Source organism: Amycolatopsis sp. CA-128772 (assembly GCF_002904295.1).
In the GTDB taxonomy this organism is placed as follows: Bacteria; Actinomycetota; Actinomycetes; order Mycobacteriales; family Pseudonocardiaceae; genus Amycolatopsis.
The window spans coordinates 106,389-131,208 of the sequence record NZ_PPHG01000025.1; the positions used below are offsets into that span (position 1 = coordinate 106,389).

Sequence of the window (24,820 nt, forward strand, 5' to 3'; positions counted from 1 at the left end):
CCCGCAGCTCAGGGCGGCGGGAACGTCGTCGGCCCCGGCTGGTAGCCCAGGTGGTCGATCGCCGCCGTGATGTCCAGGGAACGCTCGATCGCGAACTGGCTGATCACGTACCTGTTCAACCTGCCGCCCGGGAACACCCTGGCGAGTGGTGACAGCAGCGCCGCCGGAATATAGGTCGGCCGGGCCCGGATGCCCGCCGAGGCCAGGAGGCCGCGCAGCGCCCAGTCGATCGGGACCGGGTTGCTGTCCGCGATGTTGAACACGCCCGCCGCCGGGGTCGCCGCCGCCAGCAGGCAGGCGCTCGCCAGACTGCCGACCGCCGTCATGCTGACCAGGACCCGGCCGGTGCCGGGCACCAGCAGCCGGCCGCCGCGGACGTTCTCGAGCAGCCTGGGCACCAGGGTCGTGTCGCCGGGGCCGTACACCGCGTGCGGCCGCAGGATGACCGGCCGGTGGCCGACGGCCAGCACGAGGCGTTCGGCCGCCGCCTTCGCCGCCGCGTACGCGTTGAGATAGCGGCTGACCGGGGCTTCGTGCTCCTTCGCGCGCGCCGTAGGCCGGAACGGGTCGTACACGCTGGCGCTGCTCACGTGCACGATCCGGCAGTCCGGGAACGACACCAGGACGTGGTGGGTGCCGAGCAGGTTCGTCCGCCACACCTCGTCCGCGACGCCGGTGTCGGTCGCCGACGCCGCGCAGTGCACCACCGCGTCGACGTCGGGCGGGCCGGCGAGCTTGGCCGCGCCGATGTCCCACGGCCGGTAGGCCGCGCCGCCGAGGTGGCGGGCGTCCGCCACCGCGCGCCGGCCGAACGCCGTCACCTCCCAGCCCGCCGCCGTGGCGGCCCGGCAGACCGCGCCGCCGACGAACCCGGTCGCGCCGGTCACCGCCAGTCTCACGGCCGGCCCGCCGCGACCAGCTCGCGCAGGCGCCCGCGGTCCAGCTTGCGCGAGCGGCCCGAGCGCGGCAGTTCCGGCAGGACGACGATGCGGTCCGGCACGGCTTCGGCGTCGATGAGGTCCGGCAGCTCCCGGCGCAGCCGCCGGACGAGCCGGGCCGGATCGGCGTCGTCGCTGTCGGCCACCACCGCGAGCACCACCGTCTCGTCCTCGGTCACCGGATCGGGGGTCCCGACCATCGCCGCCTCCCGGACGCCGGGCAGCAGCGCGATCAGCGGCTCGTACAACCCCGGGTAGATGTTGTACGAGCCGCGGATGAGCATGTCCTTCTTGCGGCCCGTCAGGACGATCCGGCCGGCGTCGTCCAGCCGGGCCAGGTCGCCGGTGGCCAGCTCGGCCAGCGGCGGCTCCCCCAGGTAGCCGAGGCACGCGTTGGGCGCCGACACGAACAGCTCGCCGTCGCCGGCGATCCGGGCGGTCACCCCGGGCGACGGCGTCCCGAGCAGATCACCCGGGAGCCCCCGCTCGAGGTGCGCCAGCTTGTCCTCCGCGCGGGCGACGGCGAGCGGGATCGCCTCGGTCATCGCGTAGACCGACAGCACCCGCCCGGCGGGGACCGCGGCCACCGCCTGCCGCAGCACGGCCGGGGCCGCGGGCGCCGAGCCCATCACCAGGTGCCGCACGTGGTCCGGCCACCTCGGCAGCACGCCGAACACCTCGGCCAGCTGCACCGGCACCCCGTAGGCGTGGGTGACGCGCCGGGCCGCGAGGTCCCCGGCGAACCGCTTCGGCGACGGCTTCGGCAGCGACAGCCGGGCGCCGCCCAACAACGCGGGCAGGCCGGCCACGATGCCGTCGGCGTGCAGCACGTCCCCGGGCGCGAACGGCAGGTGCTCGCCCAGCATCGTCACCGCCGCGGTGAGCGACCGCAGCGAATGCACGACGCCCTTCGGCCGCGAAGTGGTGCCCGAGGTGAACACCACGAAGGCGGGCGCGTCCGGGTCCGGTTCGGTCCAGGCGCCCGGCACCCGGTCGAAGAGGTCCGTCAAGGCCGAGGAAGAGCGCGGCACCCCCGGCAGCCGGCGTCCGATGTGGACGGACCGGACACCGGCGTCGCCGATCGCCTGCCGCAGGTCCGGCACCGGCCAGCCGCGACGCCGGCAGAAGCTGCGGACCGGGCCGACCACGCTGGTGGTGAAGAACAGCGACTCCGCGACCAGCCAGCTCGGCCGGTACGCCCGCAGCCGCGCCGACACCAGGGCCGGCCCGACGGCCGTGTCCGCCGAGATGACCACCGCGCCGGCCCGCAGCAGCCCGAGGAACAGGCCGATCGCGGTGGCCGAGTTCCGGACCGCGAACAGCACGCCGTCGCCGGTCGCCAGGCCCTCGGCCCGGAGGCCGGTGCTCACTTCGAGGGCCAGGCGGCGCAGCTCCCCGAACGTCGTCGTCCGGCCGTCCGGGTCGATCACGGCCACCTCGTCCGGCCGCTGCCCGGCGGTGTCCAGGAACCGGGTCACCAGGTCGTTCATGCGCGGCTGACCTCCAGTCGGCGGTAGGCGGGGAAGAGCACGCCGGATTCGGCGCGACGGGCGGTGATCCGCAGCGGGGCGTGCTCGAACAGGGTGCCGAGCACGGCGTGGACCTCGGCCATGGCCAGCGGGTAGCCGAGGCAGAAATGCGGCCCCGCGCCGAACCACAGGTGCCGCAGCTCCGGCGGGTGCGCGCGGCCGAGGTCGAACCGGCCGTAGGCCCTGGCGCAGTTGAGGGTCGACACGACGACCCGGTCGCCGGGCCGCACCGCGACCCCGCCGATCCGCCCGGGCCGGACCGCGTTGCGCAGGATGATCGGCGCGGGCGTGATCAGCCGGGCCGTCTCGCTGATCGCCGCCGCCACCGGCCCCGGGTCGCCGGCCCGGTGCGCCGCGGCGACACCGGTCAGCTCGCCGTGGTCGTGCAGCACCGCGACCAGCCGGGGCAGCAGGCCGGCGATCGTCTCGGTGCCGGCGATCAGGAACGCCGACGCGAGCCCGCGCGCTTCGGCTTCGGTGAGCCCGAACTGGCGCATCCGGCCGACGGCGGTGTTCTCGTCGCCTTCGGCCCAGGCGAGCGACGTCGTGGCGCCGATTTCCGCGACGATGGCGCGCGCCTGGGCGATCTGCCGGTCGGTCAGGCGGAGCCGGCCCAGTTTGACCAGGCCGATGATCGCCGTCGCCTGCCCGGCCATCCGCAGGTACGCCGCGTCCCGCTCCGCCGCCGGGCCCGTGACGGTGAAGCCGACCAGCGCGCTGGTCAGCGCCCCCGCGACGATCTTGGTCGTGCGCACGACGTCCACCGGACGGCCCCGGCCCAGCGTCTCGGCCACCCGGGCCAGCGGTTCGGCGCAGACCGACTCGACCAGCCGGCCGGCGTAGGCCGGGGTGAAGAACTCCGCGAGCTTGCGCCGCATCGCCCGGTGGTCCGGGCCGTCCATGTTGACCAGCATCGACGGGCCGAAGACCGGGGTCCACAGGTCCGCCTCGGTGCCGCCGCCGCTGCGGAAGGTGCCGGTGTCGGTCAGCACCTCCCGGGCCACCGCCGCTTCGTTCACCACGACACCCAGCCCGGGGACCCGCACCACGGGGCCGCACCGCGCGAGCAGGCGGACCACCGGGTACGCCAGCGGGTGCGCGGCCAGCTGCACCCGCAGCTCGTGCGCGCCGGCCCTCATCGCACGTCCACCGTCTCGCCGCGGTAGCCGTGGCCGGTGTACCAGGCGAAGGTGTTGCGGATGCCCCACGCCTTCGTGCGCCGCTGCGACCAGTACACGACCATGTCCCGGCGCCTGCCGTAGGCGCGGGTGACGCACCGGACGCGGTTCACCAGCGTGCGGTCCTCGTGGTCCTCCTCGATGGCGGTCCGGGGATAGCCGCCGCACCGCTCGTACAGGCGCGCGGTGATGGCGGTGTTCCCGCCCGCGCACAACAGGTACGGCCCGGCGTACTGCGGCCCCCGGTTGGCGCGCTTGAACCGGGCGGCGTACCCGCCGAAGGCGACCAGGAACGCCAGCACCGCCCGCTCGGACCGGGGCACGGCGAAGTCGTCGGTGCGCGCCTTGAACCGGCCCCCGACCAGTTCCAGCCCGGAGGCGAACCCCCGCATGACGGCTTCCGTCCACTGTGGATCGACGAGGCAGTCGGCGTCGGTCCGGGCCAGGTGGGTGGCGCCGAGGCCGATGGCGTGGCGCATGCCGGTGTCGCAGGCGGCTCCGGTGCCCTTCTGCGGTTCACCGATCACCCGGACGTCCATCTCCGGGTGCGCCGCGGCGAACGTGCGCACCACCTCGGCCGTCGCGTCCGTGCTCGCGTTGTCCACCACCAGCACGGTGAAGTCCGGGTACCGCTGGGCGGCCAGCGAACGCAGCGGCCCTTCGATCCAGTTTTCCTCGTTGTACGCGGGGATGACCACCCACAGCCGTTCGCTCACGACGGCAGCTCCGCGAAGAGCACGCCGATGCTGGTGCCGCCGGCCAGCCCGATGAACGCGACCTTGTCGCCGGGGCCGCAGCGGCCCGACTCCAGCGCCAGGCTCAGCTGCAGCGGCAGGCTGCACGAGGCGACGTTGCCGTGGTCGGCGACGGTCACCACGAGCTTGTCCTCCGGCACCCCGCTGTGCTCGACGAACACCCGCAGGTGCGGCAGGCCGACCTGGTGCACGAAGAAGACCGCGAAGTCCTCCCGGCGCAGCCCGGTGCGGGCCAGCGCGGTGTCCAGCTGCGGCCGGATCCCGCGCACGACCCCGTCCATCAGCGCGCGGCCCTCGCCCCGGATGTACCCGTCGGCGACCGGGTCGCGGGAGTTCGCGCCGCCGTGCCCCGGGATCGAGCTGACGTGCCAGTTCGCCGAGTCCGCCGTGAAGTCCCGGTAGAACACGCCGGGGACGGCCGAGGACTCCAGCAGCATCGCGGCGCCGGCGTCGGACAGCGTGTAGCCGGCCAGGGACGACACGAACTGCTCGCGGTCGGTGACCGACCACCGGACCACCCGGGAGCCGGTCTCGCCCGTGCAGACCAGCACCCGCCGGTACTGCCCGCCGCGGATCAGCGATTCCGCGACCTGCATCCCGTTGAGGAAGCTGTTGCAGGCGTTCTTGACGTCGAACACCGGGCAGGTCGCGCCGAGCTTGGCCGCCACGACGTGCGCCGTGGCCGGCTCGATCAGGTCCTGGGAGGCGGACGCGAAGAGCAGCAAGTCCACTTCGGACGCGGCGAGCCCGGTCCCGGACAGCAGTTTCGCGGCCGCCGTCACGGCGAGGTCGGACGCCTGTTCGCCGTCGGCGGCCCGGTGCCGCGTCCGGATGCCGCTGAGCTTGCCGATCGCGCCCGGCCGGGGCGTGAAACCGGGGCTCTCGCGGCCGATGCGGTCCTCGATCTCCCGGTCGGCCACCAGGGCCGGGGGCAGGTGGGCGGCCACGCCGCCGATCGTCACGTGCAAGACGGAGTCCTTCCCTAGGCGCCGGTGAACGCCAACGTCACGTTGTGCCCGCCGAAGCCGAACGAGTTGCTGATCGCCGCGGTGAGCCGGACCTCGCGGGGACCGCCCGCCACCACGTCGAGACCGATCCGGTCGTCGAGCGTGGCCAGGTTGGCCGTGGGCGGTACCAGGCCGTCCCGGACGGCCAGCACGGTCGCGATCGCCTCGACCGCGCCGGAGCCGCCGAGCAGGTGGCCGAGTGCGCCCTTCGGCGCGGTGACCACCGGGCCGTCGCCGAGGACGCGCCGGATCGTGGCGCTCTCGGTCAGGTCGCCCAGCGGCGTGGACGTCGCGTGCGCGTTCACGTGACCGACGTCGCCGGCCCCGAGCCCGGCGCGGCGCAACGCGGTCGTGATGGCCGTGGCCTGGCCGGCGCCGTCCGGGTCAGGCGCCGTGATGTGGTGGGCGTCGTTGCTCATGCCCACGCCGGCGAGCCGGCCGTACGCCTTCGCGCCGCGCGCCGCGGCGAAGTCCGCGCGCTCCAGCACGACGACACCGGCGCCCTCCCCCAGCACGAACCCGTCGCGGCCGGCGTCGAACGGGCGGGAGGCCGTCTCCGGGCTCGTGTTGCGGGTGCTCATCGACCGCGCCCGCGTGAAACCCGCCATGATGGCCGGGGTGATGCAGGCGTCCGTGCCGCCCGCGGCCACGACGTCGGCCTCGCCCGCCACGATCATCCGCCACGCCCAGGCGATCGCCTCGGCCCCGGACGCGCAGGCCGACATCGGCGCGTGCACCCCGGCCCGCGCCCGGAGCGCGAGGCCGACCAGTGCGGCCGGCCCGTTGGGCATCACCATCGGGATCAGCTGCGGCGACACCGCGCGCAGCCCGCGCTCCCGCAGGGCGTCGTGCTGGGCGACGAGGGTCGTCGCGCCGCCGATCCCGGTGCCGATCACCACGCCGCACCGGTCCGGTTCGACCGTGCCGTCGGTCAGGCCGGCGTCCCGGCACGCCTGCCGGGCCGCGATGACGGCCAGCTGCTCGGCCCGGTCCATGCGCTTGAGTTCGACGTGGTCCAGTTCCCGGTCGGGCTCGACGGCCAGCCGCGCGGCGATCCGCACCGGGAACCCGTGCTCCCGCGCCCACCCGGTGTCGAGCGCCGACGCGCCGGTGCGGCCGGCCAGCAGCCCCCGCCAGGTGGCCGGCACGTCGCCGCCCAGCGGCGTGGTCGCACCCATGCCGGTGACGACGACCTCGATGTCGTTGCCGGGCAACCTGTTCACGCCGCCGCGCGCAGGTAGTCGGCGACGTCGCCGAAGGTCTGCAGCCGGTGCAGGCCGTCTTCCGGGATCGTCAGGCCGTAGCTGGTTTCGATCTCGTCGGTCAGCTCGACCATGGCCAGCGAGTCGATGTCCAGTTCCTCGCGCAGCGACAGGCCGGTCGGCGATCCGCCGTCGGACATGGCCAGCGGGTCGGTGCCGGACACCTTCCGGATCAGCTCGGCCAGGGTGCGCTCGATGTCGTCGGTCACGGGTGCCTCTCACGGGTGGGGTTGCGCGGGCCGGGCGGCCACGCCGTGCACGCTGGCAACGGCCGCTGACCGACGGCTGACGGGAGGGCGCGCACCCGGCCCGTTCCGGGGTCCGCTGTGCACCGCGCACAACCGGTTCGGGGCACCTGCCCTGGACGCCGGGGCTAGGGTCGGCGGATGCCGGGGGAACCGCACGCGTCCGGGCCGGTCATCCGCGAGGTGGCCGCCGCCGTCATCGCCGAGCTGCCGGCCTTCGCCGACCGGCTGGTCGAGCGGGGCGCCGTCGAGGAGAAGGCGTTCTACGCGCGCGGCGACTGGGTGGCGCCCGCGGACATGCGGCAGTCGTTCATGGACAACGCCCGCAGCGCGCTGGTGCTGATGCGCGACGGGCCCGGGACGCGGGCCGACTGGATCGCGGCCCCGCTGGCCACCGGCCGCCGCCGCGCCGAACAGGGCGTGCCGCTGGAGGCGGTGCTGCACCTGTTCCGGCTGGGCACCGAACTGCTGTGGGACATGCTGCTGGCCGCGGCCCGCCGCCGGTCACCGGACGAGCTGACCGAGTTCGTCGACCGCGTGATGGTGCTGTGGCAGGCGACCGACCGCGTCTCGACGGCGATGGTCGAGGGCTACCGGTCCCGTGAGATCCAGCTGCGGACGCGGGAGAACCGGCGCCGGGAGCGGCTGATCGGGGTGCTCGTCGAGGGCCGCGGCGCCGACCCCGCGGTGGCCGCGGACGCCGAGACCGGCCTGGGCCTGCCCGCGCACGGCCGGTACGTCGTGGTCCTGGTGGCCGGCGACCTGGCGGCCGAGGACACGGCCCCGGCCGCCGAACTGGCGGCGCTGGGCGTGCGGGTGGCCGTGGCCCCCTACCGGGACCGGGTCGTCTGGCTGCTGGAGCTGGGCGGCGTCACCACCGGCCGGCTGGCCACCGTGCTGACGCCGCACCTGCACCACCGCGCGGGCATGTCCGGCGAGGTCGACGGCCTGGCCGAAACCGGGATCGCCTACCGGCTGGCCGAGCTCGCCCTGCGGACCCAGCCGCCGGACGTCCCGGGGGTCGCGGTGCTCGACGACCGGCTGCCCGAGGCCCTGGTCGCCGCCAGCCCGCGGCTGGCCCAGCGGCTGGCGGCCCGGACACTGGGCCGGGTCCTGGAGCTGGAGGACGAAGAACGCGACGTCCTGCTGGAGACGTTGCGGGCGTGGTTCCGCGCCGGCCGCTCCCCCACCCGCGCCGGCGAACTGCTGTACTGCCACCGGAACACGGTGCTCAACCGGCTGCGCAAGCTGGAGCAGCTCACCGGCGCGTCCCTGGAGGACGACCGCCACCAGCTCTGCTGCCGCCTGGCCCTGATGGCCCACCGCGAAAAGCCGTGAGGCCACCTCGGGGAATCCGAGGTGGCCGCACGCACTTGCGATGGTCAGGAGGTACTGCAGCTGACGCTGGGCCAGGTCCAGTTCCCGTTGGTCATGATGGTGACACCCCAGTTGTTGCCGCTGCCGTTGGGTGTCGCGACGAGCACCTGGCTGCTCGGCCAGGTGGCGTTGATGTTCCAGGTGGTGCTGATCCGCTCGGGGCTGGGCACGTTCATCGTGACCGTCCACGACGAGGACCCGCTGACCGAGACGTTGAGGTTGTACCGGTCACCCCAGGACTGCCCGGCCGACAGTGTGGCCGTGCAACTGCCCCCGCCCGGGTTCGTGGGGGTGGTCGTCGGGGTCGTGGTGTCCGTGGGAGTGGTCGTGGGACCCGTCGGAGTGGTCGAGGTCGGACCGGGACCGGCGGCGTTGAGGGCGTTCAGCACCGAGGTGTAGGCGGCCTTCTTGTTGCCGTTGCCGTCGAACAGGAGCGGGCTTTCACTGGACCGCCACGAGTCGCTGTCCCGCACGCCCCAGACGGTGATGCCGACGCAGCGGGCGACGTTCATGCACGCCTGCGTCAGTGCCGAGTACTGCGAGGTGTTCGCGTTGGTGACGTCGACCTCGGTCAGCGCCACGTCGACGCCGAGCGCCGCGAAGCTGGAGAGCGTGGTCTGGAAGTTGCCCGGGACGGAACTGCCGCCGGTGAAGTGGGCCTGCAGGCCCACGCAGTCGATCGGCACCCCGCGGGACTTGAAGTCCTGGATCATCCGGTAGACGCCCTGGGTCTTGCCGTAGCTCCAGTTGTCGATGTTGTAGTCGTTGTAGCAGAGCTTGGTCGACGGGTCGGCGGCGCGCGCGGTCCGGAACGCGACCTCGATCCAGTCGTTGCCGGTGCTCTGCAGGTTCGACTGCCGTCGGCTGCCGTCCTCGTTGAACGCCTCGTTCACCACGTCCCAGTAGGCGAGTTTGCCCTGGTAGTGGGCCATCACCTTCTGGATGTGGTTGATCATGGCGTTGCGCAGGTTGCTGCCGCCCATGTTCTGCATCCAGCCGGGTTGCTGCGCGTGCCAGGCGAGCGTGTGCCCGCGCACCCGCGAGCCGTGGCTGACCGCCCAGTTGTAGATCTGGTCGCCCGAGGAGAAGTTGAACTGGTTCTGGTTGGGCTCCGTCGCGTCCGGCTTCATCTCGTTCTCGGGCGTCACCATGTTGAACTCGCGGGCCGCGATGGTGGTGTAGGCCGAGTTGCTGAGCCGGCTGGCGGCGATCGCCGTGCCGAAGTACCGGCCCGACTGCGCGGCCGCGGCGCCGAGCGTGCTCGCGGCGGCGTCCGCACCGGGCGCCGCCACCAGCACGGCCGCGGTCGCGGCGACGGTGGTCATCCCCGCCAGAACTCGGGTGGCCGGCAACCGCCACCACCGCCGTTGGCGGCGCGGGTCCGTCGAACTCTCTGCCATCCGTGGTCTCCTTCCAAGCTGGAAGGCCAGCACAACACGGCATTCCGGCGCAGGCAAAAAGTTTCGATCAACTTTCGAAACCGTGAAACTTACCTGGCGCCGGCCCCCGGGCCCGGGGGCGGGAGGCCGGCCGGGGACTACGTCTCCGGCCGGCCCGCCCTCAGCCGTTGCGCACGATCCGCCACCGGGTGGCGGCGGCGCCGTTGTCGGGGCCCTGCGTGGCGTACGCCCCGGCGGCGGTCGAGCCGTTCTCGATCGTCAGCAGCTTGCCGCTGTTGACGTTGCGCAGTTTCACCGTGCCGTCGCCCTGGTCGGCGACGGTCCACCGGTGGTCGGCGGTGCCGTTGTCCGACCACTGCAGGACCTGCGCGTTGTCCGCGGTCGACATGTCGCGGACCCCGAGCACCTTGCCGCTGTTGGCGTTGCGGAGCCGGACGGCGGTGCCGTCGGTGACGACTTCCCAGTTGTGGTCGGCGGTTCCGCTGTCCGACCACTGCAGCGCGCGGCCGCCGTCGGCGGTGGACATGTTCTCGATGCCCAGCACCAGCCCGCTGCCCACGTTGACCAGCCGGGACGTCGTCCCGCCGGACCCGCCGCCGGTGTTCCAGTAGACCGTGTAGTTGAAGCCCTGGGCGTCGTGGAAGGGCACCAGGTTGACCGTCGAGCCGTTGGCCTTGGCCGTGAAGGCCAGTGCCGTGCTGCTGGTGCGGGTGATCGAGCTCTGGTCGAGGGCGGGCAACGCGCCGAGCGTGCTGCTGCCGTAGTTGCCGGCCAGTACCACCGGGCCGTAGGTGATCGCCGCGACGTTCGCGTTGTCGTTGGCGGGCCGCAGAACCGCCTTCATCGGCAGCCGGACGGTGACCGCGTCGCCGGAGACCCAGGACCGGGTCAGTGTCGCGTAACTGCCGGGGCTGGCGGTCACGTTCTGCGCGACGCCGTTGACGCTGATCGTCGCCCCGGCGGCCCAGCTCGGGATCCGGATGCGCATGCCCCAGCTCCCGCTGACGTTGCCGGTGACGGTCAACGTCGTCGTGTCGCTCGCCGGGTAGGACGTGGTCTGGGTGACGGTGATGCCGCGCTGGGTCCAGTTCAGCACCGACGGCAGGAACATGTTGACGATCAGGGTCGTGTCACTGCGGAAGTAGATCGAGTCCGCCAGCTTCGTCTGGGTTTCCAGCCCGCTGCCCTGGCAGCACCAGAACGAGTTGTAGTCGGTGCTCCACGTCCCGCCGCCCCAGGCGGGGCCGACGCCGCGGCGGCCACCCGGGTTGAGCGAGCTGAAGTAGGTGATGTGCCCGTGGCTGTCGGCCGGGTTCTGCTGGCCGATCATCTGGTTGAGCAACGCCCGTTCGTAGTACTCGGCCAGGTCGGCGCGGTCCGGGTACAGCGCGAACAGTTCCCGGGTCAGCTTGAGCATGTTGTAGGTGTTGCAGCTTTCGCACGTGTCCTGGTTGAGGTACGCGGCGATGGCGTTGGGCGCGCGGAAGTGCTCGGCCTGGCTGTTGCCGCCGATGGCGTAGGTGTGCGCGCCGACGGTGATGTTCCACGCGTTGGTGGCGATGTCGCGGTAGCGGGTGGTGCCGGTGGCCTTGTACTCCCGCGCGGCGCCGATCCACTTGGGGACCTGCGTGTTGGCGTGCAGCCCGTTGAGCTGGTCCCGGTTCGCCGCGAGCGGGTCGAACACCGCGGCGTGGTCGAACCGCTGCGCGACGGTCAGCCACCGCGCGTCGCCGGTGTACTGGTAGAGGTCGGTCAGCACCGCGTTCATGCCGCCGAACTCGGTGTTCAGCACGGACTGCTGCTGGCTGTAGCTCAGTCTCGCGGTGCGCCGGTCGACCCAGCCGGCGAGGTTCAGCAGGACGTCGCGCGCCTGCGTGCTGTCGGCGTACCGCCACACGTCGAGCAGGCCGGCCAGCGTCTTGTGGATGCAGTAGTAGGGCACGTTGCCGTTCGAAAGTTTCCCGGCTTCGAGGGCGTCGAAGTCGGACTCCGGGAAGCCGGACAGGTACCCGGCGCCGAACCCGGCGGACCCGTTGTTGGCCTGGCACTTGGCCAGTTCGGCCACCATGCGCGTGGCCTTGTCCCGGCACGTGGTGTCGCCGGTGACGGCCCACAGCTGCGCCCACGCGGTCAGGAAGTGGCCCTGGACGTGGCTGCGGAACGGGAAGTTCGGCGCGTCCCAGCCGCCGTTGGTGGCCGCGCCGGCGGTGGAAAGCCGGTGGTTGGCGCGGAAGTTGTACAGCAGCCGGTCGACGTCGACGAACCGCAGGTAGTTCTGCGTCCGGTTCTGGTTGTCCAGCCACCGGCTCGCGGTCAGCCGCACCTGGCCGAGGTCGAACGGGAAGGCCGACACCCCGATCTCCGAGCGGACGGGATCGGTGGCCGCCCGGGCGAGTGCGCCGCCCAGGACGGGTCCGGCAGCCGAGGCGAGGGCGGTTGCTCCGACGGCTTGCAGCAATCGCCGCCGGGTGAAGGAGGAGTTCACCGGGGTTCTCCGTTCGTCGCTGAGAGGAGGACGCGGGTGGCACGTTAGCGCTAACATTGGCCGCTGTCACGACCCGGACGTCGGTGGGCCGGCCGTGATGCGGGTCAGGTCGGCGAACGAACCGGTCCCGGGGCCGAGGTTGCGGTCGTGGCCGGCGACGTCGAAAGTGGTGGAATTCCGCGCGCCGAAGGCCGGGACGGACGGCTTCCTGCCGTGGCCGAGCCCGAACAGCCGGACACCGGGGCGGTGGCGGGACACGCAGCGCGAGCACCTGGAGCTGTTTCGGCGGTGCTGTCCGGGGAGGCCGGCCGGCCGGGTGAGGGAGGCCGGGGATGGCACCGCGCTCGGCGCGGGTGTCGCGCCAAACGCCCGACCGGCGAGCCGAGCCGCCCGCTGCGACCAGCCCTCTCCCGGACGTCACCCTCAGCGCAGCCGCCGCCAGGCTTCGCGGCGCCGGCGCTGGGCCTCCGGGTCCGCGACCGGCGCCGCCGACAGCAGCCGCTGCGTGTACGCGTGGGCCGGGGACGTCAGCACCTCCTTCGCCGGGCCCTGCTCCACCACGTGGCCCCGGTGCATCACCGCGACGCGGTCGGCCAGCTGCTCGATCACCGCCAGGTCGTGGCTGATGAACAGGCACGCGAAGCCGAACTCGTGCCGCAGCTCGCGCAGCAGGTCCAAAATGCGGGCCTGGATCGTCACGTCCAGTGCGCTCGTCGGCTCGTCGGCCACCAGCAGGTCCGGGCGCAACGCCAGCGCGCGGGCGATGCACGCTCGCTGCCGCTGGCCGCCCGACAGCTCGTGCGGGTAACGCGCCGCCAAAGACGGCGACAGCTGCACCGCGGAAAGCAGCTCCGCCACCCGGCCGTCCACTTCAGACGAACGCACCGCGCGGTGCAGCCGCAGCGGGGTCGCGACGCTCTCCCCCACCGTCGTGCGCGGGTTCAGCGAAGACAGCGGGTCCTGGAACACCACGCCGATCCGGCGGCGCAGCGCCTTCGCCGCCCGGCCGCGGACGCGCGTGATGTCCGCGTCGCCGATGTGCACCGAGCCCGCCGTGGGCGCGAGCAGGCCGGTGACCGCGCGGGCCACCGTGCTCTTGCCCGAGCCCGACTCCCCGACCAGGCCGAGCACCTCGCCCGGCTCCACGTGCAGGTTCACCCCCGCCGCGGCGTGCACGGCCAGCGCGCGGAACCGGCCGCGGTAGGTGACCGCCAGGTCCGTCACGCGCAGCAGCGGCGCCTCGGCCGGGACGTCCGGCACCGACGCCACCGCCGGGTGCTCCGCCGCCGCGACGTGCGCCGGCCCCGCCGAGATCTCCGCGGTCACCGCGCGTTCGAGCCCGGACGTCGCCGCGCTGCTGAGCGAAACCACCGAGCCGAGCAGTTGCCGCGTGTAGTCCTCGGCCGGGGCGGTGAAAATCCGCCCGGCGTCGCCCTGCTCGACCACGCGGCCGTCGTGCATCACCACGACCCGGTCGGCGAGGTCGGCGACCACGCCCATGTCGTGCGTGATCAGCAGGATCGCCGTCCCGAGCCGCTCGCGCAGGTCCCGCAGCAGCTCGAGGATGTCCGCCTGCACGGTGACGTCCAGCGCGGTGGTCGGCTCGTCGGCGATCAGCAGCTCCGGCTCGTTCGCCACCGCCATCGCGATGACGATCCGCTGCAGCTGCCCGCCCGACAGCTCGTGCGGGTACGAGCGGAACCGCTCGCGCGGATTCGGCAGCCCGACCAGCCCGAGCAGCTCGATCGCCCGGTCCCGGGCGGCGGCGGCCGGCCCGGACCGGTGCGTCCGGATCGCCTCGAGGAGCTGGTCCCCGACGGTGAACACCGGGTTCAGCGCGCTCATCGGCTCCTGGAACACCATGCCGACCCGGCCGCCGCGGACCTCCCGCAGCTCGGCCGGTGTCATCGCGTAGAGGTCCCGCCCGGCCAGCTCCGCGCGGCCCGTGACGCGGGCCGTGGGCGGGAGCAGGCCGAGCAGCGACATCGCGGTGACCGTCTTGCCGGAGCCGGACTCCCCGACCACCGCGACGACCTCGCCCGCGCGGACCTCGTAGCCGACCCCGCGGACGGCCTCGACGTCGCCGAACGAGACCGCCACGTCGTGCAGCCGCAGGAGCCCGGCTGCGGTCACTGGACGAGCCCGAACTTGCGGTAGTCGACGTACGCCGGGAAGCGGCCGATCTGCACACCGCCCACCTGCGAGCCGTGCAGGAACGAGTTGCGGGTGTAGATCAGCGGCACGACCGGCGAGTCGGCGAGGATCTTCTTGTCCAGCGCCGCCCACTTCTTCCCGGCCTCGGCCGGGTCCACAGTGGCCTGTGCCTCGGCGATCAGCCGGTCGACGTCGCGGTTGCTGTACCGCGACTCGTTGTACCCGCCGTTGCCGATCTCGGTGGACTGGAACAGCGGCTGGATGTTCGCGTTGGCCGACGGGATGTCGGGCTGCCACGAGGTGAGCGTCAGGTCGTAGTCCGAGAGGCCCTTGGTGTCCACTTCGGACGTGTAGGTGTCGTCGTCGAGCGGCTTGATGGTGATCTTGATACCCGCGCGCGCCAGCGACGCCTGGATCGCCGCGGCCTTCTCCGGGTAGCCGTTTTCGTTGTGGGTGGCCAGGACCAGGCCCTCGAGCCCGTTCGGGAAGCCCGCTTCGGCCAGCAGCTGCTTGGCCTTCGCCACGTCACCGGACGGCGGCGCCGGGTACAGGTCGTACTGCTCGCGGCCCTGCAGGCCGGGCGTGATCAGCGTGGTGGCGACGTCGCCGGCCAGCTGGGCGCTGCCCGCGCTGGCCACCTGGTAGGCGGCCTTGTCGACGGCGTACTGGAAGGCCTGGCGCACCTTCGGGTTCGTCAGGGTGCCGCGCTGGGTGTTCAGCGACAGGTAGGCCAGCGCCCCGGATTCGGACGTCACCAGCCGGGCCTTCGCCGACGCGTTGCCCTGGATCTGGGCCAGCTGGGCCGGCGAGGCGAACGACATGCCGAAGCCGGCGCGGTCCTTGCCGGTGTCGTCGATCAGCCGCTTGGAGATGACGCTGGTGTCCTGGCCGAGCTCGAAGTCGACGGTGTCCGCGTAGGCCAGCCGCGTCTTGTCCTCGTCGCGGCTCCAGTTCGGGTTGCGCACCAGCTTCGCCGACTTGCCGCGCTGGTAGTTCTCCAGCTGGTAGGGGCCGGACGCGACCGGGTGGTCACCGTAGTTCGCTTCGGCGCCCTTGCCTTTCGGCACCGGGGAAAACGCCGGCGTGCTGGCGACCCAGTTGAAGTCGCCGTAGGCGCGCGCGAGGTGGAAGACGATCGTCTTCGCGTCCGGCGTCCGGACGGTGTCGAGTTCCTTGGCGCCGTCGAACGGGCCCTTGTACGCCAGGCCCGGCGAAAGCAGGTCCTTGTGGTAGGCCAGGCCGCCGGAGAAGGCGGGCGCGAACGAGCGCTCCAGACCCCACTTGACGTCCTCGCTCTTGATCGGCGTGCCGTCGGCGTACTTGAGGTTGTCCTTGAGGGTGAACGTCCACGTCTTGCCACCGTCGCTCGGCTGCCCGGTGTCGGTGGCCAGGTCGGGCACGATCGTGGTGTCCTTGCCCGGCGCGACGTCCCACGACGTCAGCCGCCGGTGGATCAGCCCGAGCGTGGTGACGACCAGGTTCGAGCTCTTCGCCGGGTCCCACGTGATCGAGGGCGCGTCGTTGAGCAGGAGCAGGTTCCCGCCCGGCTTGACGGAGCCGCCCTGCGTGGTGGGTGCGTCGTTCGCGCCGCACGCCGTCAGCAGCATGACGGCGGCCAGCACCCCCGCGGCGAACCGCAGCTGTTTCATCGTGTCCCCTTCAGACGAGGCGCGCACGCGGATCGAGCGCGCCGTAGCAGAGATCGACCAGGAAGTTCAGGACCGTGACCAGCAGGGCCGAGAACAGCGTCACGCCCAGCAGCACGGGCAGGTTGAGCGACGCGATCGCGTCGACGAGCAGCCGCCCGACCCCGGCCATGCCGAAGATCCGCTCGGTGATCACCGTCCCGGCCAGCAGCCCGCCGAGGTCGACGCCGAACACCGTGACCACCGGCAGCAGGACGTTGCGCAGCGCGTGCCGGCCGACGACCTTCCGCTCGGTGAGGCCCTTCGCCCGCGCGGTGCGGATGTAGTCCTCGCCGAGGGTTTCCAGCATCTGGCCGCGGGTCAGCCGCGCGTAGATCGCCGCGTGCAGGAAGGCCAGCACGAACCACGGCAGCACGAGGTGCCACGCCCACTGCGCCGGGTTCTCGGTCAGCGGCACGTACCCGGACTTCGGGACGACGTCGAGGGCGAAGGCGAAGATCGTGATGCCGATCATCCCGGCCAGGTAGGCGGGCATCGACACGCCGGCCATGGCGGCGGCCATCGTGATCCGGTCGGCGGCGGTGCCGCGCCGCAGCGCCGACAGCACGCCGAGGCCGACGCCGGCGACGATCCAGATCGCGGCCGCGCCCAGCGCCACCGAGAAGCTGACCTCGATCCGGCCGCCGATCTCGCCGAGCACGTCGACGTTGTTCTGGAAGTCCCAGCCGAAGCAGGGGGCGGTGCAGTGGATCGCCGCGCTGCCGGTGCCGAACGTGCGGCCCCCGACGATGCCGCCGAGGAAGTCCAGGAACTGCCGGTACCACGGGACGTCGTAGCCCATGAACTCCCGGGCGAGCTGCAGTCCCGCCGGGGAGCACGGGCGGCCGCACGCCATCCGCGCCGGGTCGGCGGGCAGGACGTAGAACACCACGAAAGTCACGAAGGCGACGACGAGCAGGACCAGCAGCATCCCGGCGAAGCGGGTGGCGGCGAAGCGGGCGGTGCGCATCAGGCGGTGCCTCCGGAGCGCGGGTCGAGCGCGTCGCGGATCGCGTCGCCGACGACGTTGAAGGCCAGCGTGACGAGGAACAGCAGCAGCCCGGGGAAGACCAGGTACAGCGGGTCGGTCTCGAAGAAGTCGATGGCCGCGCTGATGGTCCGGCCCCAGCTGGGGGTCGGCGGCAGGACCCCGACGCCGAGGAACGACAGCGCGGCCTCGCTGCCGATCATCGACGGGACGGTCAGGCTGGCCACCACGATGATCGGCGCCCACAGGTTGGGCAGCAGCTCCTTCGTGAACACGTGCCACGGCCCGGCGCCGGCCACCCGGGCCGCGGCGACGAAGTCGCGCTTGGCCAGGCTCAGCGCCTGGGCGCGGACGATCCGGGCCACCCGCGGCCAGCCGAAGAGCCCCAGCACGACGATCAGGGTCACCTGGCGCGGGAAGTCCACCGGCAGCACCGCGCCGAGGGCGATCATGAAGATCAGGTACGGGAACCCGAGGATGACGTCGGCGGTCCACGTCACCACGCGGTCCCACCAGCCGCCGAGGTAGCCCGCGCTGACCCCGAGCAGGACGCCGAGCACGGTGCCCAACACGGTGGCACCCAGGCCGACCAGCAGCGACGTCCGGGCCCCGTGGGCGACCAGCGCGAACAGGTCGACGCCGGTCAGCGGCTCGACGCCGAACCAGTGCGCGCCGCTCACCCCGCCCAGCGGGCCCGCGGGCAGGCCGGTCGGGCCGAGCGTGCCGATGTCCGGGGTCAGGCTCTGCCCCTCGGCCAGGACGAACAGGTCGGCCGCGGCGGCGAGCAGCACGATGACGACGACCAGGAGGGCGCAGACGGACGTCCACCGCCCGGAGCGGACGGCGCGCCACACCGCGGCGGGCAGGGAGCGCGCCGCGAGGGGCGGCAGGGCGGGGAGGGCCACAACACCTTCAAGGTTCAGCCGATCGAGTGACGATCGAGGACTTTAAGGAGTTCGCGCGTGATCGATCCACTGTCTCGCACTGTGGGACGATACTTGCTTGCGCGGTCCGTGTCATGGAGTCCGCGCACCGGCGTGCCCGGTCAGCCGCCGAACGCGCTCCGGTGGGCGGCCGCGCAGGTGTCCGGGAGGTCGTCCGGGACGACGACGCTGCCGGTGACGGTCGTGCGGGGTTCGAGCGGGATGGCGCGCACCCGGGCGGAGCGGATCTCGGCCACCTGGTCGGCGGCCAGCACCGTCCAGCTGCGGGGATCGGAGCCGACCTCGACGATCGTGTCCTGGACCATGCCCGCCCGGACCGGAGCGCCGGGCCCCGGCAGGACGCCGGCCGGCAGGTCGTGGTCGCGGGCCGTGCGCAGCGGCCCGGTGGCCAGTTCGGCCACCGCGATCCCGGCGCGGCCGGCGGCCGGGTGCCGCGCGGACACCACCGCGAACAGGGCCTCCGTCCACGCCGGCAGCACCCGCAGCCCGGGTGCCGCCCGCACGCCCCGCGCCAGCGCCAGGTCGATCTCCCCTGCCGCAGCGCGTTCAGCCGGGCGGGCAGCGGCAGGTCGACGAGCACCACGCCGAACCCCGGGGCCCGCTCGCGCAGCGCGTCGATCCCGCGTTCCAGGCGGGCGGTGAACTGCCCCGGGCCGGTCCCGATGCGCATGACACCGGCCTGCTCGCGAGCCACCACCCGGACCCGGTCGGCGGCCGCGAGGGCCGCCCGCGCCGCGTCGAGGACCTGCTGCCCCGCTGCGGTGAGCCGGACCCGGCGCGGCGACCGGTCGAACAGCCGGACGCCGAGTTCGCGTTCCAGCCGCGCGATCTGCCGGCTGACCGCCGGCTGGGCGATGTGCAGCCGCTCGGCCGCGCGGCCGAAGTGCAGCTCGTCGGCGACCATGACGAAGTACCGCAACGCCCGCAGCTCCACCGGACCTCCCCTGCGACGATGCCGCCAGGTTATCGCTGCGCGTCGATCTTGGCCCTGGTTCGCCACCGGCCGCGGTGCTGGAGTCGGGCCATGACCCTCGAATTCGGCCTGCTCGGCGCCCACCTGCGCGAGCACCAGCTGACCCCGGACAGCGCCGCGCGCCTCGAGCGGGCCGGCTACGGCACGCTCTGGCTGGACGCCTCGCCGCCGGCCGGCCTCGGCCTCGCCGAGCAGCTGCTCGACGCGTCCACCCGGCTGACCGTCGCCACGAGCGTGGTGAACGTGTGGACCGCCGACGCGGACACCGTCGCCGACTCCTACCACCGCATCGAAGCCCGGCACCCCGGCCGGTTCGTGCTCGGCGTCGGGATCGGGCACCGCGAAGCCGACCGCGGATACGCTTCGCCGTACGACACGCTCGTGTCCTATCTGGACCGGTTGGCCCAGGCGGGCGTCCCGGCCGGCCGCACGGTGATCGCCGCGCTGGGGCCGAAGATGCTGCGCCTGGCCCGTGACCGCACGGCCGGCAGCGTGCCCTGCATGGTCCCGGCCGAGCACACCCGGCGGGCGCGCGCGATCCTCGGCGCGGGCAAACTCCTGCTGCCCGGCCACTTCGCCCTCGTGGAACCGGATGCCGCACGGGCTCGCGCGACGGCCCGGTCGCAGCCGCCCGGCACCGCGCTGGGTGTCACCAGCTACGCGAACAACCTCCGGCGCCTCGGCTTCACCGACGAGGACCTCGGCGGGAGCGACCGGCTCATCGACGCGCTCGTCGCGCACGGCGACGCGGCCACCGTCGCGGCCCGGTTGCTGGCCCACCGGGACGCCGGCGCGGATCACGTCGGCGTCCACCCGCTCGGCGACGATCCGATCGGGACACTGCTCGCTGTCGCCGCCGCGGTGCGCGCCGCCGGACAGCCCGGCTGAACCCGGGGGCCGGCCGGGCGTCCAATGGAGGAGGTGTCCCCGGACGGAAGGACGTGCTGCGGGTTGTCCCTCTTGACCAGCCGGCCGCCGGGCACGGCCGAGCCCCCGGCGGTGTCACCGCCGGGGGCGCGTGGGCGCGCCCGGCGGTGGCTGTACGCGCTCGTCGTCGCCGCGCTGCTCGCGGAGATGGCGATCGCGATGCTCACCACGGCGGTCGCGCAGTCCCCGACGATCGACGAGCCGGTCTACGCGGGCACCGCGGTGGTGTACCTGGAGCAGCACAGCCTGCGGTACAACCCGGAACACCCGCCGCTGGGCAAGCTGATCATCGCGACCGGGCCGGCCTTCGCCGGCGTCCACCTCGACCCGGCGTTCACCGGCGACCAGACGCAGCTGGGCCGGCACGTGCTGTACGAATCGGGCCGGGACCCCGGGCACCTGTTGCTGCTGGCCCGGTTGCCGGTGATCGTGCTGACGCTGCTGTTCGGGCTGGTGGTCTTCGCGTTCGCCCGCGACCTGGCCGGCCCGGCCGGCGGCCTGGTGGCGCTGGGGCTGTCCGCCTTCTCCCCCGACCTCATCGCGCACGGGTCGCTGGCCACCCTGGACGTGCCGGTGGCCGGGTTCCTGGTGACGTCGGCGTGGCTGGCGTGGCGCACCCGCCGGCGTCCCACGCTGTACCTGCCCCTGACGGGACTCGCCCTCGGCGCGGCCGTCGCGACCAAGATGAGCGCCCTGGCCGCGGTTCCCGTGGTGCTGCTCCTGGTCGTGCTGCCGGCCTGGCGCGCGCCGGAAGGCCGTGTCCGGCGCCTGGCCGCCGCGGCCACTTCGGTGGCGCTGCTGGCGATCGCGGTGGTGTGGGCGTCCTACTCGGTCGTCGACCCGCAGGTGCGCTGGGTGACACCACCGGGCCTGCCGCCGTTGCGGGGCGTACGTGCGCTCGCCGCCTGGCTGCCGTTGCCGGAGCCGTACCTGGCCGGGATGCGCGTCCAGTTCGGCTTCGAAGACCAGGTGTGGACGACGTTCCTGTTCGGCACGCAGCACGCCGGGTCGCTGTGGTATTACCTGCCGGCGGCACTGCTGGTGAAGACACCGCTGGGCGCGTTGGCGTTGTGGGCGTTCGGCGCGGTGGTATTGACGGCGATCCCCCGGCTGCGCCCGGCGGCCCCTTACGTGCTGGTCCCCGCGGCGGTGCTGCTGGCGTCGGCGATGACGGGCAGCCGCGACCTCGGCGTCCGGTACGCGGTCTTCGTGCCGATGTTCCTGGCCGTCGCGGCGGGCGGCGTGGTGCTGCTGCGCCGGCGCGGGGTGCAGGTGGTGGTGGCGGGGCTGGTGGTGTTTTCGGCGGTGAGTTCCCTGCGGACGTACCCGTATTACGTGCCGTACGCGAACGAAGCATTCGGCGGCCCGGCGGCAACCCATCTGCGCCTGCACGATTCGAACGTCGACTGGGGCCAGGACCTGGGCCGGCTGGGCGAACGCCTGCGCTCGCGGTACCCCGGCGAGCGGGTGTGGCTGGTGTACAAGGGCAGCGGAGTGCCGTCGTACTACGGCATCGAGGCTTCGGACCCGCTGGCGGTGCCGCCGTCGGAGGTACGCGGCCTGCTGGTGGTATCGGATTCGGCGGCCGCCAAGGCGGACGGCCGGCTGGCGGCGCTGATCCGGGAAAGTGCGCAGATCGACGAGGTGGGCCACGCGATCACCCTCTACCGGCGGCCGTGACTGCTTCTTGTCACGGATTTGTCATGAATCGCGGCCACGGCGATTCTTTTCCCGGCTGAGCCGCGCGTCCCGGGCCATTGACCCTCCGCGAACTACCTGCGACCCTTCGTGAACGCGCTCTCGCTCTGTGGCCGGGGAAGGGGAGAGAACCGATGCCAGCCGGCACGCGCATCAGATCACTCGCGCTGGAACTGACCGGGCGTTGCCAGCTGTCCTGTGCCCACTGCTACGCGGAATCTTCGCCGCGGGGCGGGCACGGCACCATGACCGGCGCGGACTGGCGGCGGGTACTGGACGCGGCGGCCGGATCCGGCGTCGAAGCGGTGCAGTTCATCGGCGGTGAGCCGACGCTGCACCCCGAGTGCGCCGGTCTGGTCGACCACGCGCTGGCCCTGGGGATGCGCGTCGAGGTGTTCACCAACCTGGTGCGGGTCAGCCGGACCTGGTGGTCCCGCTACCTGCGCCCGGGGGTGTCCGTGGCCACGTCCTACTACACCGCCGATGCCGCGGCCCACGACGCCCTCACCGGGCTGCGGGGCAGCCACGCCCGGACGCGCGCGAACATCGCCCGGGCCGTTCGGGCGGGGGTGCGGATCCGGGTGGCGGTGGTCGGGTCCGGCGCGGTGGCGGACCGGGCGTGCGCGGATCTCGCCGCCCTCGGGGTCGAGCACGTCACCGTGGGCCGGTTCCGGGAAATCGGCCGCGGCTCCCGCGGCCCCCCGCCCTCCGGCCGCCGAACTGTGCGGTCAATGCGCCCAGGAAATGGCGGCCGTCGACCCGCTCGGCAATGTGTCGCCCTGCGTGATGGCGCGGTGGATCCGGATCGGGAACGTCCACCGGGAGCCGGTGGACGTGATTCTCGCCGGTCCGCGAATGGCGGCGATCTCCGCCCGCTTCGCCGAGCGAGGCGGCGGCAACGACTGCTCGCCGATGCCGGCGTGCTCGCCGCGAGACCAGGCCGCCGGCCCGTAGACCGGTGCTCAGCCGAGCAGCCGGCCGATCCGCGCCGCGTTCTCCCGCGCCTGCGGATCGGCATAGCCTTCGAACAGTTCGTACGCCTCTTGCCGGCAGGCCCGCGCTTCGGCGGCATCCGTCGCCGCCAAGGCCGCGCCGAGGTTGCCGAGCGCGACCGCGAGCGGCCAGCGGTCGTCCAGCTGCCGGAAGATCGTCACCGCCCGGCGGTGGAACGGAACGGCGTCCGCTGCGCGTTCCAGCCCCTGGTAGGCCTCCCCGGTGCCGTCCAGCGCCGCCGCCTCCCTGGCCCGGTCTTCGAGCGCCCGGTGCAGGGTGGTGGCGCGCTGGCAGGACACGAGCGCGTCGTTGAACAGGCCGTTGAGCCGCTGGATCCGGGCGTACTCGAGGAGCACCCAGCCCTCGTTGCGGTCCTCGTTGCGGGCCCGGGCGAGGTCGAGCGCCGTTCCGGCCGATACGAGCGCTTCTTCCCGTCCGTCTTCGGCCGAATCAGCCTGGGCGCGCGCCAGCATGACGAGCGCGACCAGTTCCCGCCGCTCATCGCCGAGTTCCCGGCTCAGCAGCAGGCTGCGAGTCGCGGTTTCGATCGCCTCGGGGTACCGCCGGGAACCGGTGTAGGCCTCGGCGAGGTTGAACAGCGCGGTCGCCTCCCGTTCGGTGTCATCGCGTTCGCGTGAAAGCACCCGGGCCGACTCCAGCTGCTCGATGGCTTCGGTGAACCGGCGCTGCATGAGGAAGAGCACGCCGAGCATGTTGACCGACAGCAATTCCCCTTCGCGGTCATCGATTTCCCGGCGGAGCCGGAGCACCTCCCGGTGCACGCGGACCGCGTCGGCCAGCCGGTGCTGGGCGGAATAGGCGCTGCCGAGCGCAAACAACGCTTCCGCTTCGGCCACGCTGTCGCCATCGCGCCGGGCGGCGCCCAGCGCCGTCTCGATCACCTGCAGCCGGTCGGCGATCGTCGCGTCCCGGGTGAAGTACGGCCGCAGCATCAGCGCCAGTTGCCAGGACACGCGGTCGAGCCCCGACTTTTCCGCGGCCTGGACGGCGGCGAGGAGGTTGGCCCACTCGGCTTCGTACCACCGGGCGCCGTCGAGGTAGGCCGGGAAACCGGGCACCGTCGAAGGGGCCGGCAGGGCGGTCGGCGGGAGGAGCCGGGCCGGTGTCCGCATGGCCGTCCCGGCCGCGTGGGCGACGTGCAGGTACCACGCGAGCACCCGGCTCAGTGCGGCGTACTGCTCTTCCAGGGAGTCCTGGTGGTGGGCGGCGTTCGTGGCGTACGCGCGCAGGAGGTCGTGGAACTCGTAGCGGTCCGGCGCGGTCTGCTCGATCAGGTGAACGCCGCAGATGGAGTCCAGCAGCCGACGTGCGTCCAGCACGGTGACGTCCGCCAGCTCGGCGGCCGCCTGGACGCTGAATTCGGGCCCGGGGTGCAGGCCGAGCAGGCGGAACATCCTGGCCGCGTCGACCGGGAGAGCCCGGTAGGACCAGGCGAACACCGCGCGCACGCCGTCCGCTTCTTCGCCGTCTTCGGCGGTCAGGGCGTCCCAGAGCCCGGATTCGTCCCGCAGGTCCTGGATGAGCTGTCCCAGCGGCATCCACGGCCGGGTCGCCGCCCGTTCGGCGGCGATCCGCAGCGCCAGCGGCAGGCAGGCGCACAGCCGGGCGAGCTCGGCGATGTCGGCGGGATCGTCCTGGGCGCGGTAGTCCGCGGTGATGGCGGTGATCAGCTCGACCGACTCCGATTCCGGGAGGACTTCGACGATGACCCGCTGGGCACCGTCGCGGGCCATGAGCCCGGCGAGCCGGTTCCGGCTGGTGACGATGACCCGGCAGCCGTCGCTGCCCGGGATGAGGGGCCGCACCTGCCCGACGCTCTCGGCGTTGTCCAGGACGACGAGGACGCGGAGGTTGGCCAGCAACGACCGGTAGAGCGTCGCCTTGGCCTCCAGGTCGGCGGGAATGCGGCCCGGGGGTACGTCCAACGCCCGGATGAACCGGTCGAGCGCCTGTTCGGCGGTGATCGGCGTGCCCGGATCGTAGCCGCGGAGGTTCACGTACAACTGGCCGTCGGGGAACTGGTCCTGGGTGCGGTGGGCCCAGCGAAGGGCCAACGCGGTTTTCCCGACTCCGGCGGTTCCGACGATCACCGTGAGGTGAGCGGCGTCCGGGCCCAAGGGGAACAGGACCCGGTCCAGCCGGCCCAGTTCGGCCGACCGATTCACGAATCCCCGGACGTCACCGAGCAATTGCCGGGGCACGTCCCGCCGGGCTGGGCCAGACCGGTGAAAATGTACGCCCCCGCTGACGTCCCGCGCCTG

20 protein-coding genes and 2 pseudogenes are annotated in these 24,820 nt (G+C 73.1%); 5 read left to right on the top strand and 17 right to left on the bottom strand.

The window, feature by feature from the left end:
- Window positions 1–8: 8 nt before the first annotated feature.
- Genes C2L59_RS10755 through C2L59_RS10785 form a run of 7 tightly spaced genes read right to left on the bottom strand, consistent with a single transcriptional unit; the run spans window position 9 to window position 6,878 of the window.
- A complete protein-coding gene (locus tag C2L59_RS10755; protein WP_103349380.1) occupies window positions 9–899 on the bottom strand; it encodes an NAD(P)-dependent oxidoreductase in 891 nt (296 codons plus the stop codon).
- A complete protein-coding gene (locus tag C2L59_RS10760; RefSeq protein ID WP_103349381.1) occupies window positions 896–2,428 on the bottom strand; it encodes a class I adenylate-forming enzyme family protein in 1,533 nt (510 codons plus the stop codon). The genes C2L59_RS10755 and C2L59_RS10760 overlap by 4 nt, the downstream gene beginning before the upstream one ends.
- Entirely contained in the window at window positions 2,425–3,606 is a 1,182-nt protein-coding gene (locus tag C2L59_RS10765) for a cytochrome P450 (protein ID WP_103349382.1), read from the bottom strand. Before C2L59_RS10765 ends, C2L59_RS10760 begins: the two co-directional genes overlap by 4 nt.
- Window positions 3,603–4,361, bottom strand: a complete 759-nt coding sequence (locus C2L59_RS10770) for a glycosyltransferase family 2 protein (protein WP_103349383.1) — start codon at window positions 4,359–4,361, stop codon at window positions 3,603–3,605. Before C2L59_RS10770 ends, C2L59_RS10765 begins: the two co-directional genes overlap by 4 nt.
- A complete protein-coding gene (locus C2L59_RS10775; protein WP_233223422.1) occupies window positions 4,358–5,362 on the bottom strand; it encodes a 3-oxoacyl-ACP synthase III family protein in 1,005 nt (334 codons plus the stop codon). The genes C2L59_RS10770 and C2L59_RS10775 overlap by 4 nt, the downstream gene beginning before the upstream one ends.
- Before the next feature lie 20 nt (window positions 5,363–5,382).
- The gene (locus C2L59_RS10780) at window positions 5,383–6,630 is read right to left on the bottom strand and encodes a beta-ketoacyl synthase (protein ID WP_255410254.1); all 1,248 of its coding nucleotides are present in this window, start codon (window positions 6,628–6,630) and stop codon (window positions 5,383–5,385) included.
- Window positions 6,627–6,878: an acyl carrier protein gene (locus tag C2L59_RS10785; RefSeq protein WP_103349385.1), complete on the bottom strand. Its 252-nt coding sequence runs from the start codon at window positions 6,876–6,878 to the stop codon at window positions 6,627–6,629. Before C2L59_RS10785 ends, C2L59_RS10780 begins: the two co-directional genes overlap by 4 nt.
- 177 nt (window positions 6,879–7,055) lie before the next feature.
- Here C2L59_RS10785 and C2L59_RS10790 point away from each other — a divergent pair, with 177 nt between their 5' ends.
- Complete coding sequence (locus tag C2L59_RS10790) at window positions 7,056–8,252, top strand: CdaR family transcriptional regulator (RefSeq protein WP_233223405.1); 1,197 nt, start codon at window positions 7,056–7,058, stop codon at window positions 8,250–8,252.
- A gap of 44 nt (window positions 8,253–8,296) precedes the next feature.
- Here the strand turns inward: C2L59_RS10790 and C2L59_RS10795 are convergent, their stop codons facing one another.
- The 9 genes and pseudogenes from C2L59_RS10795 to C2L59_RS50050 form a co-directional block, all read right to left on the bottom strand.
- The gene (locus C2L59_RS10795; protein ID WP_103349386.1) at window positions 8,297–9,691 is read right to left on the bottom strand and encodes an endo-1,4-beta-xylanase; all 1,395 of its coding nucleotides are present in this window, start codon (window positions 9,689–9,691) and stop codon (window positions 8,297–8,299) included.
- 160 nt (window positions 9,692–9,851) lie between these two features.
- Window positions 9,852–12,176, bottom strand: a complete 2,325-nt coding sequence (locus C2L59_RS10800; protein WP_103349387.1) for a beta-L-arabinofuranosidase domain-containing protein — start codon at window positions 12,174–12,176, stop codon at window positions 9,852–9,854.
- A 66-nt stretch (window positions 12,177–12,242) separates the two neighbouring features.
- Window positions 12,243–12,434, bottom strand: coding sequence for a hypothetical protein (locus tag C2L59_RS10805; protein WP_103349388.1), 192 nt, complete (start codon window positions 12,432–12,434; stop codon window positions 12,243–12,245).
- 165 nt (window positions 12,435–12,599) lie between these two features.
- The gene (locus C2L59_RS10810) at window positions 12,600–14,309 is read right to left on the bottom strand and encodes an ABC transporter ATP-binding protein (RefSeq protein WP_103349389.1); all 1,710 of its coding nucleotides are present in this window, start codon (window positions 14,307–14,309) and stop codon (window positions 12,600–12,602) included.
- Window positions 14,306–15,979, bottom strand: coding sequence for an ABC transporter substrate-binding protein (locus C2L59_RS10815; protein WP_103349390.1), 1,674 nt, complete (start codon window positions 15,977–15,979; stop codon window positions 14,306–14,308). The genes C2L59_RS10810 and C2L59_RS10815 overlap by 4 nt, the downstream gene beginning before the upstream one ends.
- A 10-nt stretch (window positions 15,980–15,989) precedes the next feature.
- Window positions 15,990–16,985, bottom strand: a complete 996-nt coding sequence (locus C2L59_RS10820; protein ID WP_103349391.1) for an ABC transporter permease — start codon at window positions 16,983–16,985, stop codon at window positions 15,990–15,992.
- Window positions 16,985–17,908, bottom strand: coding sequence for an ABC transporter permease (locus C2L59_RS10825; protein ID WP_103349392.1), 924 nt, complete (start codon window positions 17,906–17,908; stop codon window positions 16,985–16,987). The genes C2L59_RS10820 and C2L59_RS10825 overlap by 1 nt, the downstream gene beginning before the upstream one ends.
- A 140-nt stretch (window positions 17,909–18,048) precedes the next feature.
- Complete coding sequence (locus tag C2L59_RS50045; protein ID WP_304485934.1) at window positions 18,049–18,450, bottom strand: hypothetical protein; 402 nt, start codon at window positions 18,448–18,450, stop codon at window positions 18,049–18,051.
- Window positions 18,451–18,755: 305 nt separating this feature from the next.
- Window positions 18,756–18,851, bottom strand: a pseudogene (locus C2L59_RS50050) (LysR family transcriptional regulator); the annotation flags it as partial.
- 120 nt (window positions 18,852–18,971) lie between these two features.
- Here C2L59_RS50050 and C2L59_RS10835 point away from each other — a divergent pair.
- From C2L59_RS10835 to C2L59_RS47865, 4 genes and pseudogenes are all read left to right on the top strand, one after another.
- On the top strand, window positions 18,972–19,808 hold the full coding sequence (locus C2L59_RS10835; protein ID WP_103349393.1) for a TIGR03620 family F420-dependent LLM class oxidoreductase: 837 nt from the start codon (window positions 18,972–18,974) through the stop codon (window positions 19,806–19,808).
- 63 nt (window positions 19,809–19,871) lie between these two features.
- Complete coding sequence (locus tag C2L59_RS10840) at window positions 19,872–21,527, top strand: phospholipid carrier-dependent glycosyltransferase (protein WP_233223406.1); 1,656 nt, start codon at window positions 19,872–19,874, stop codon at window positions 21,525–21,527.
- A 152-nt stretch (window positions 21,528–21,679) separates the two neighbouring features.
- Window positions 21,680–22,069, top strand: a pseudogene (locus C2L59_RS50295) (radical SAM protein); the annotation flags it as partial.
- Window positions 22,070–22,289: 220 nt separating this feature from the next.
- Entirely contained in the window at window positions 22,290–22,499 is a 210-nt protein-coding gene (locus C2L59_RS47865; RefSeq protein ID WP_199199007.1) for an SPASM domain-containing protein, read from the top strand.
- Window positions 22,500–22,507: 8 nt separating this feature from the next.
- Here the strand turns inward: C2L59_RS47865 and C2L59_RS10850 are convergent, their stop codons facing one another.
- Window positions 22,508–24,724, bottom strand: coding sequence for a tetratricopeptide repeat protein (locus C2L59_RS10850; RefSeq protein ID WP_233223407.1), 2,217 nt, complete (start codon window positions 24,722–24,724; stop codon window positions 22,508–22,510).
- Window positions 24,725–24,820: the final 96 nt, after the last annotated feature.

Coding starts and splice junctions, on each gene's coding strand:
- C2L59_RS10760 (WP_103349381.1), bottom strand. CDS start 2,428: ATGAACGACCTGGTGACCCGGTTCCTGGACACCGCCGGGCAGCGGCCG.
- C2L59_RS10765 (WP_103349382.1), bottom strand. CDS start 3,606: ATGAGGGCCGGCGCGCACGAGCTGCGGGTGCAGCTGGCCGCGCACCCG.
- C2L59_RS10790 (WP_233223405.1), top strand. CDS start 7,056: ATGCCGGGGGAACCGCACGCGTCCGGGCCGGTCATCCGCGAGGTGGCC.
- C2L59_RS10795 (WP_103349386.1), bottom strand. CDS start 9,691: ATGGCAGAGAGTTCGACGGACCCGCGCCGCCAACGGCGGTGGTGGCGG.
- C2L59_RS10815 (WP_103349390.1), bottom strand. CDS start 15,979: ATGAAACAGCTGCGGTTCGCCGCGGGGGTGCTGGCCGCCGTCATGCTG.
- C2L59_RS10820 (WP_103349391.1), bottom strand. CDS start 16,985: ATGCGCACCGCCCGCTTCGCCGCCACCCGCTTCGCCGGGATGCTGCTG.
- C2L59_RS10835 (WP_103349393.1), top strand. CDS start 18,972: ATGACCCTCGAATTCGGCCTGCTCGGCGCCCACCTGCGCGAGCACCAG.
- C2L59_RS47865 (WP_199199007.1), top strand. CDS start 22,290: ATGGCGGCCGTCGACCCGCTCGGCAATGTGTCGCCCTGCGTGATGGCG.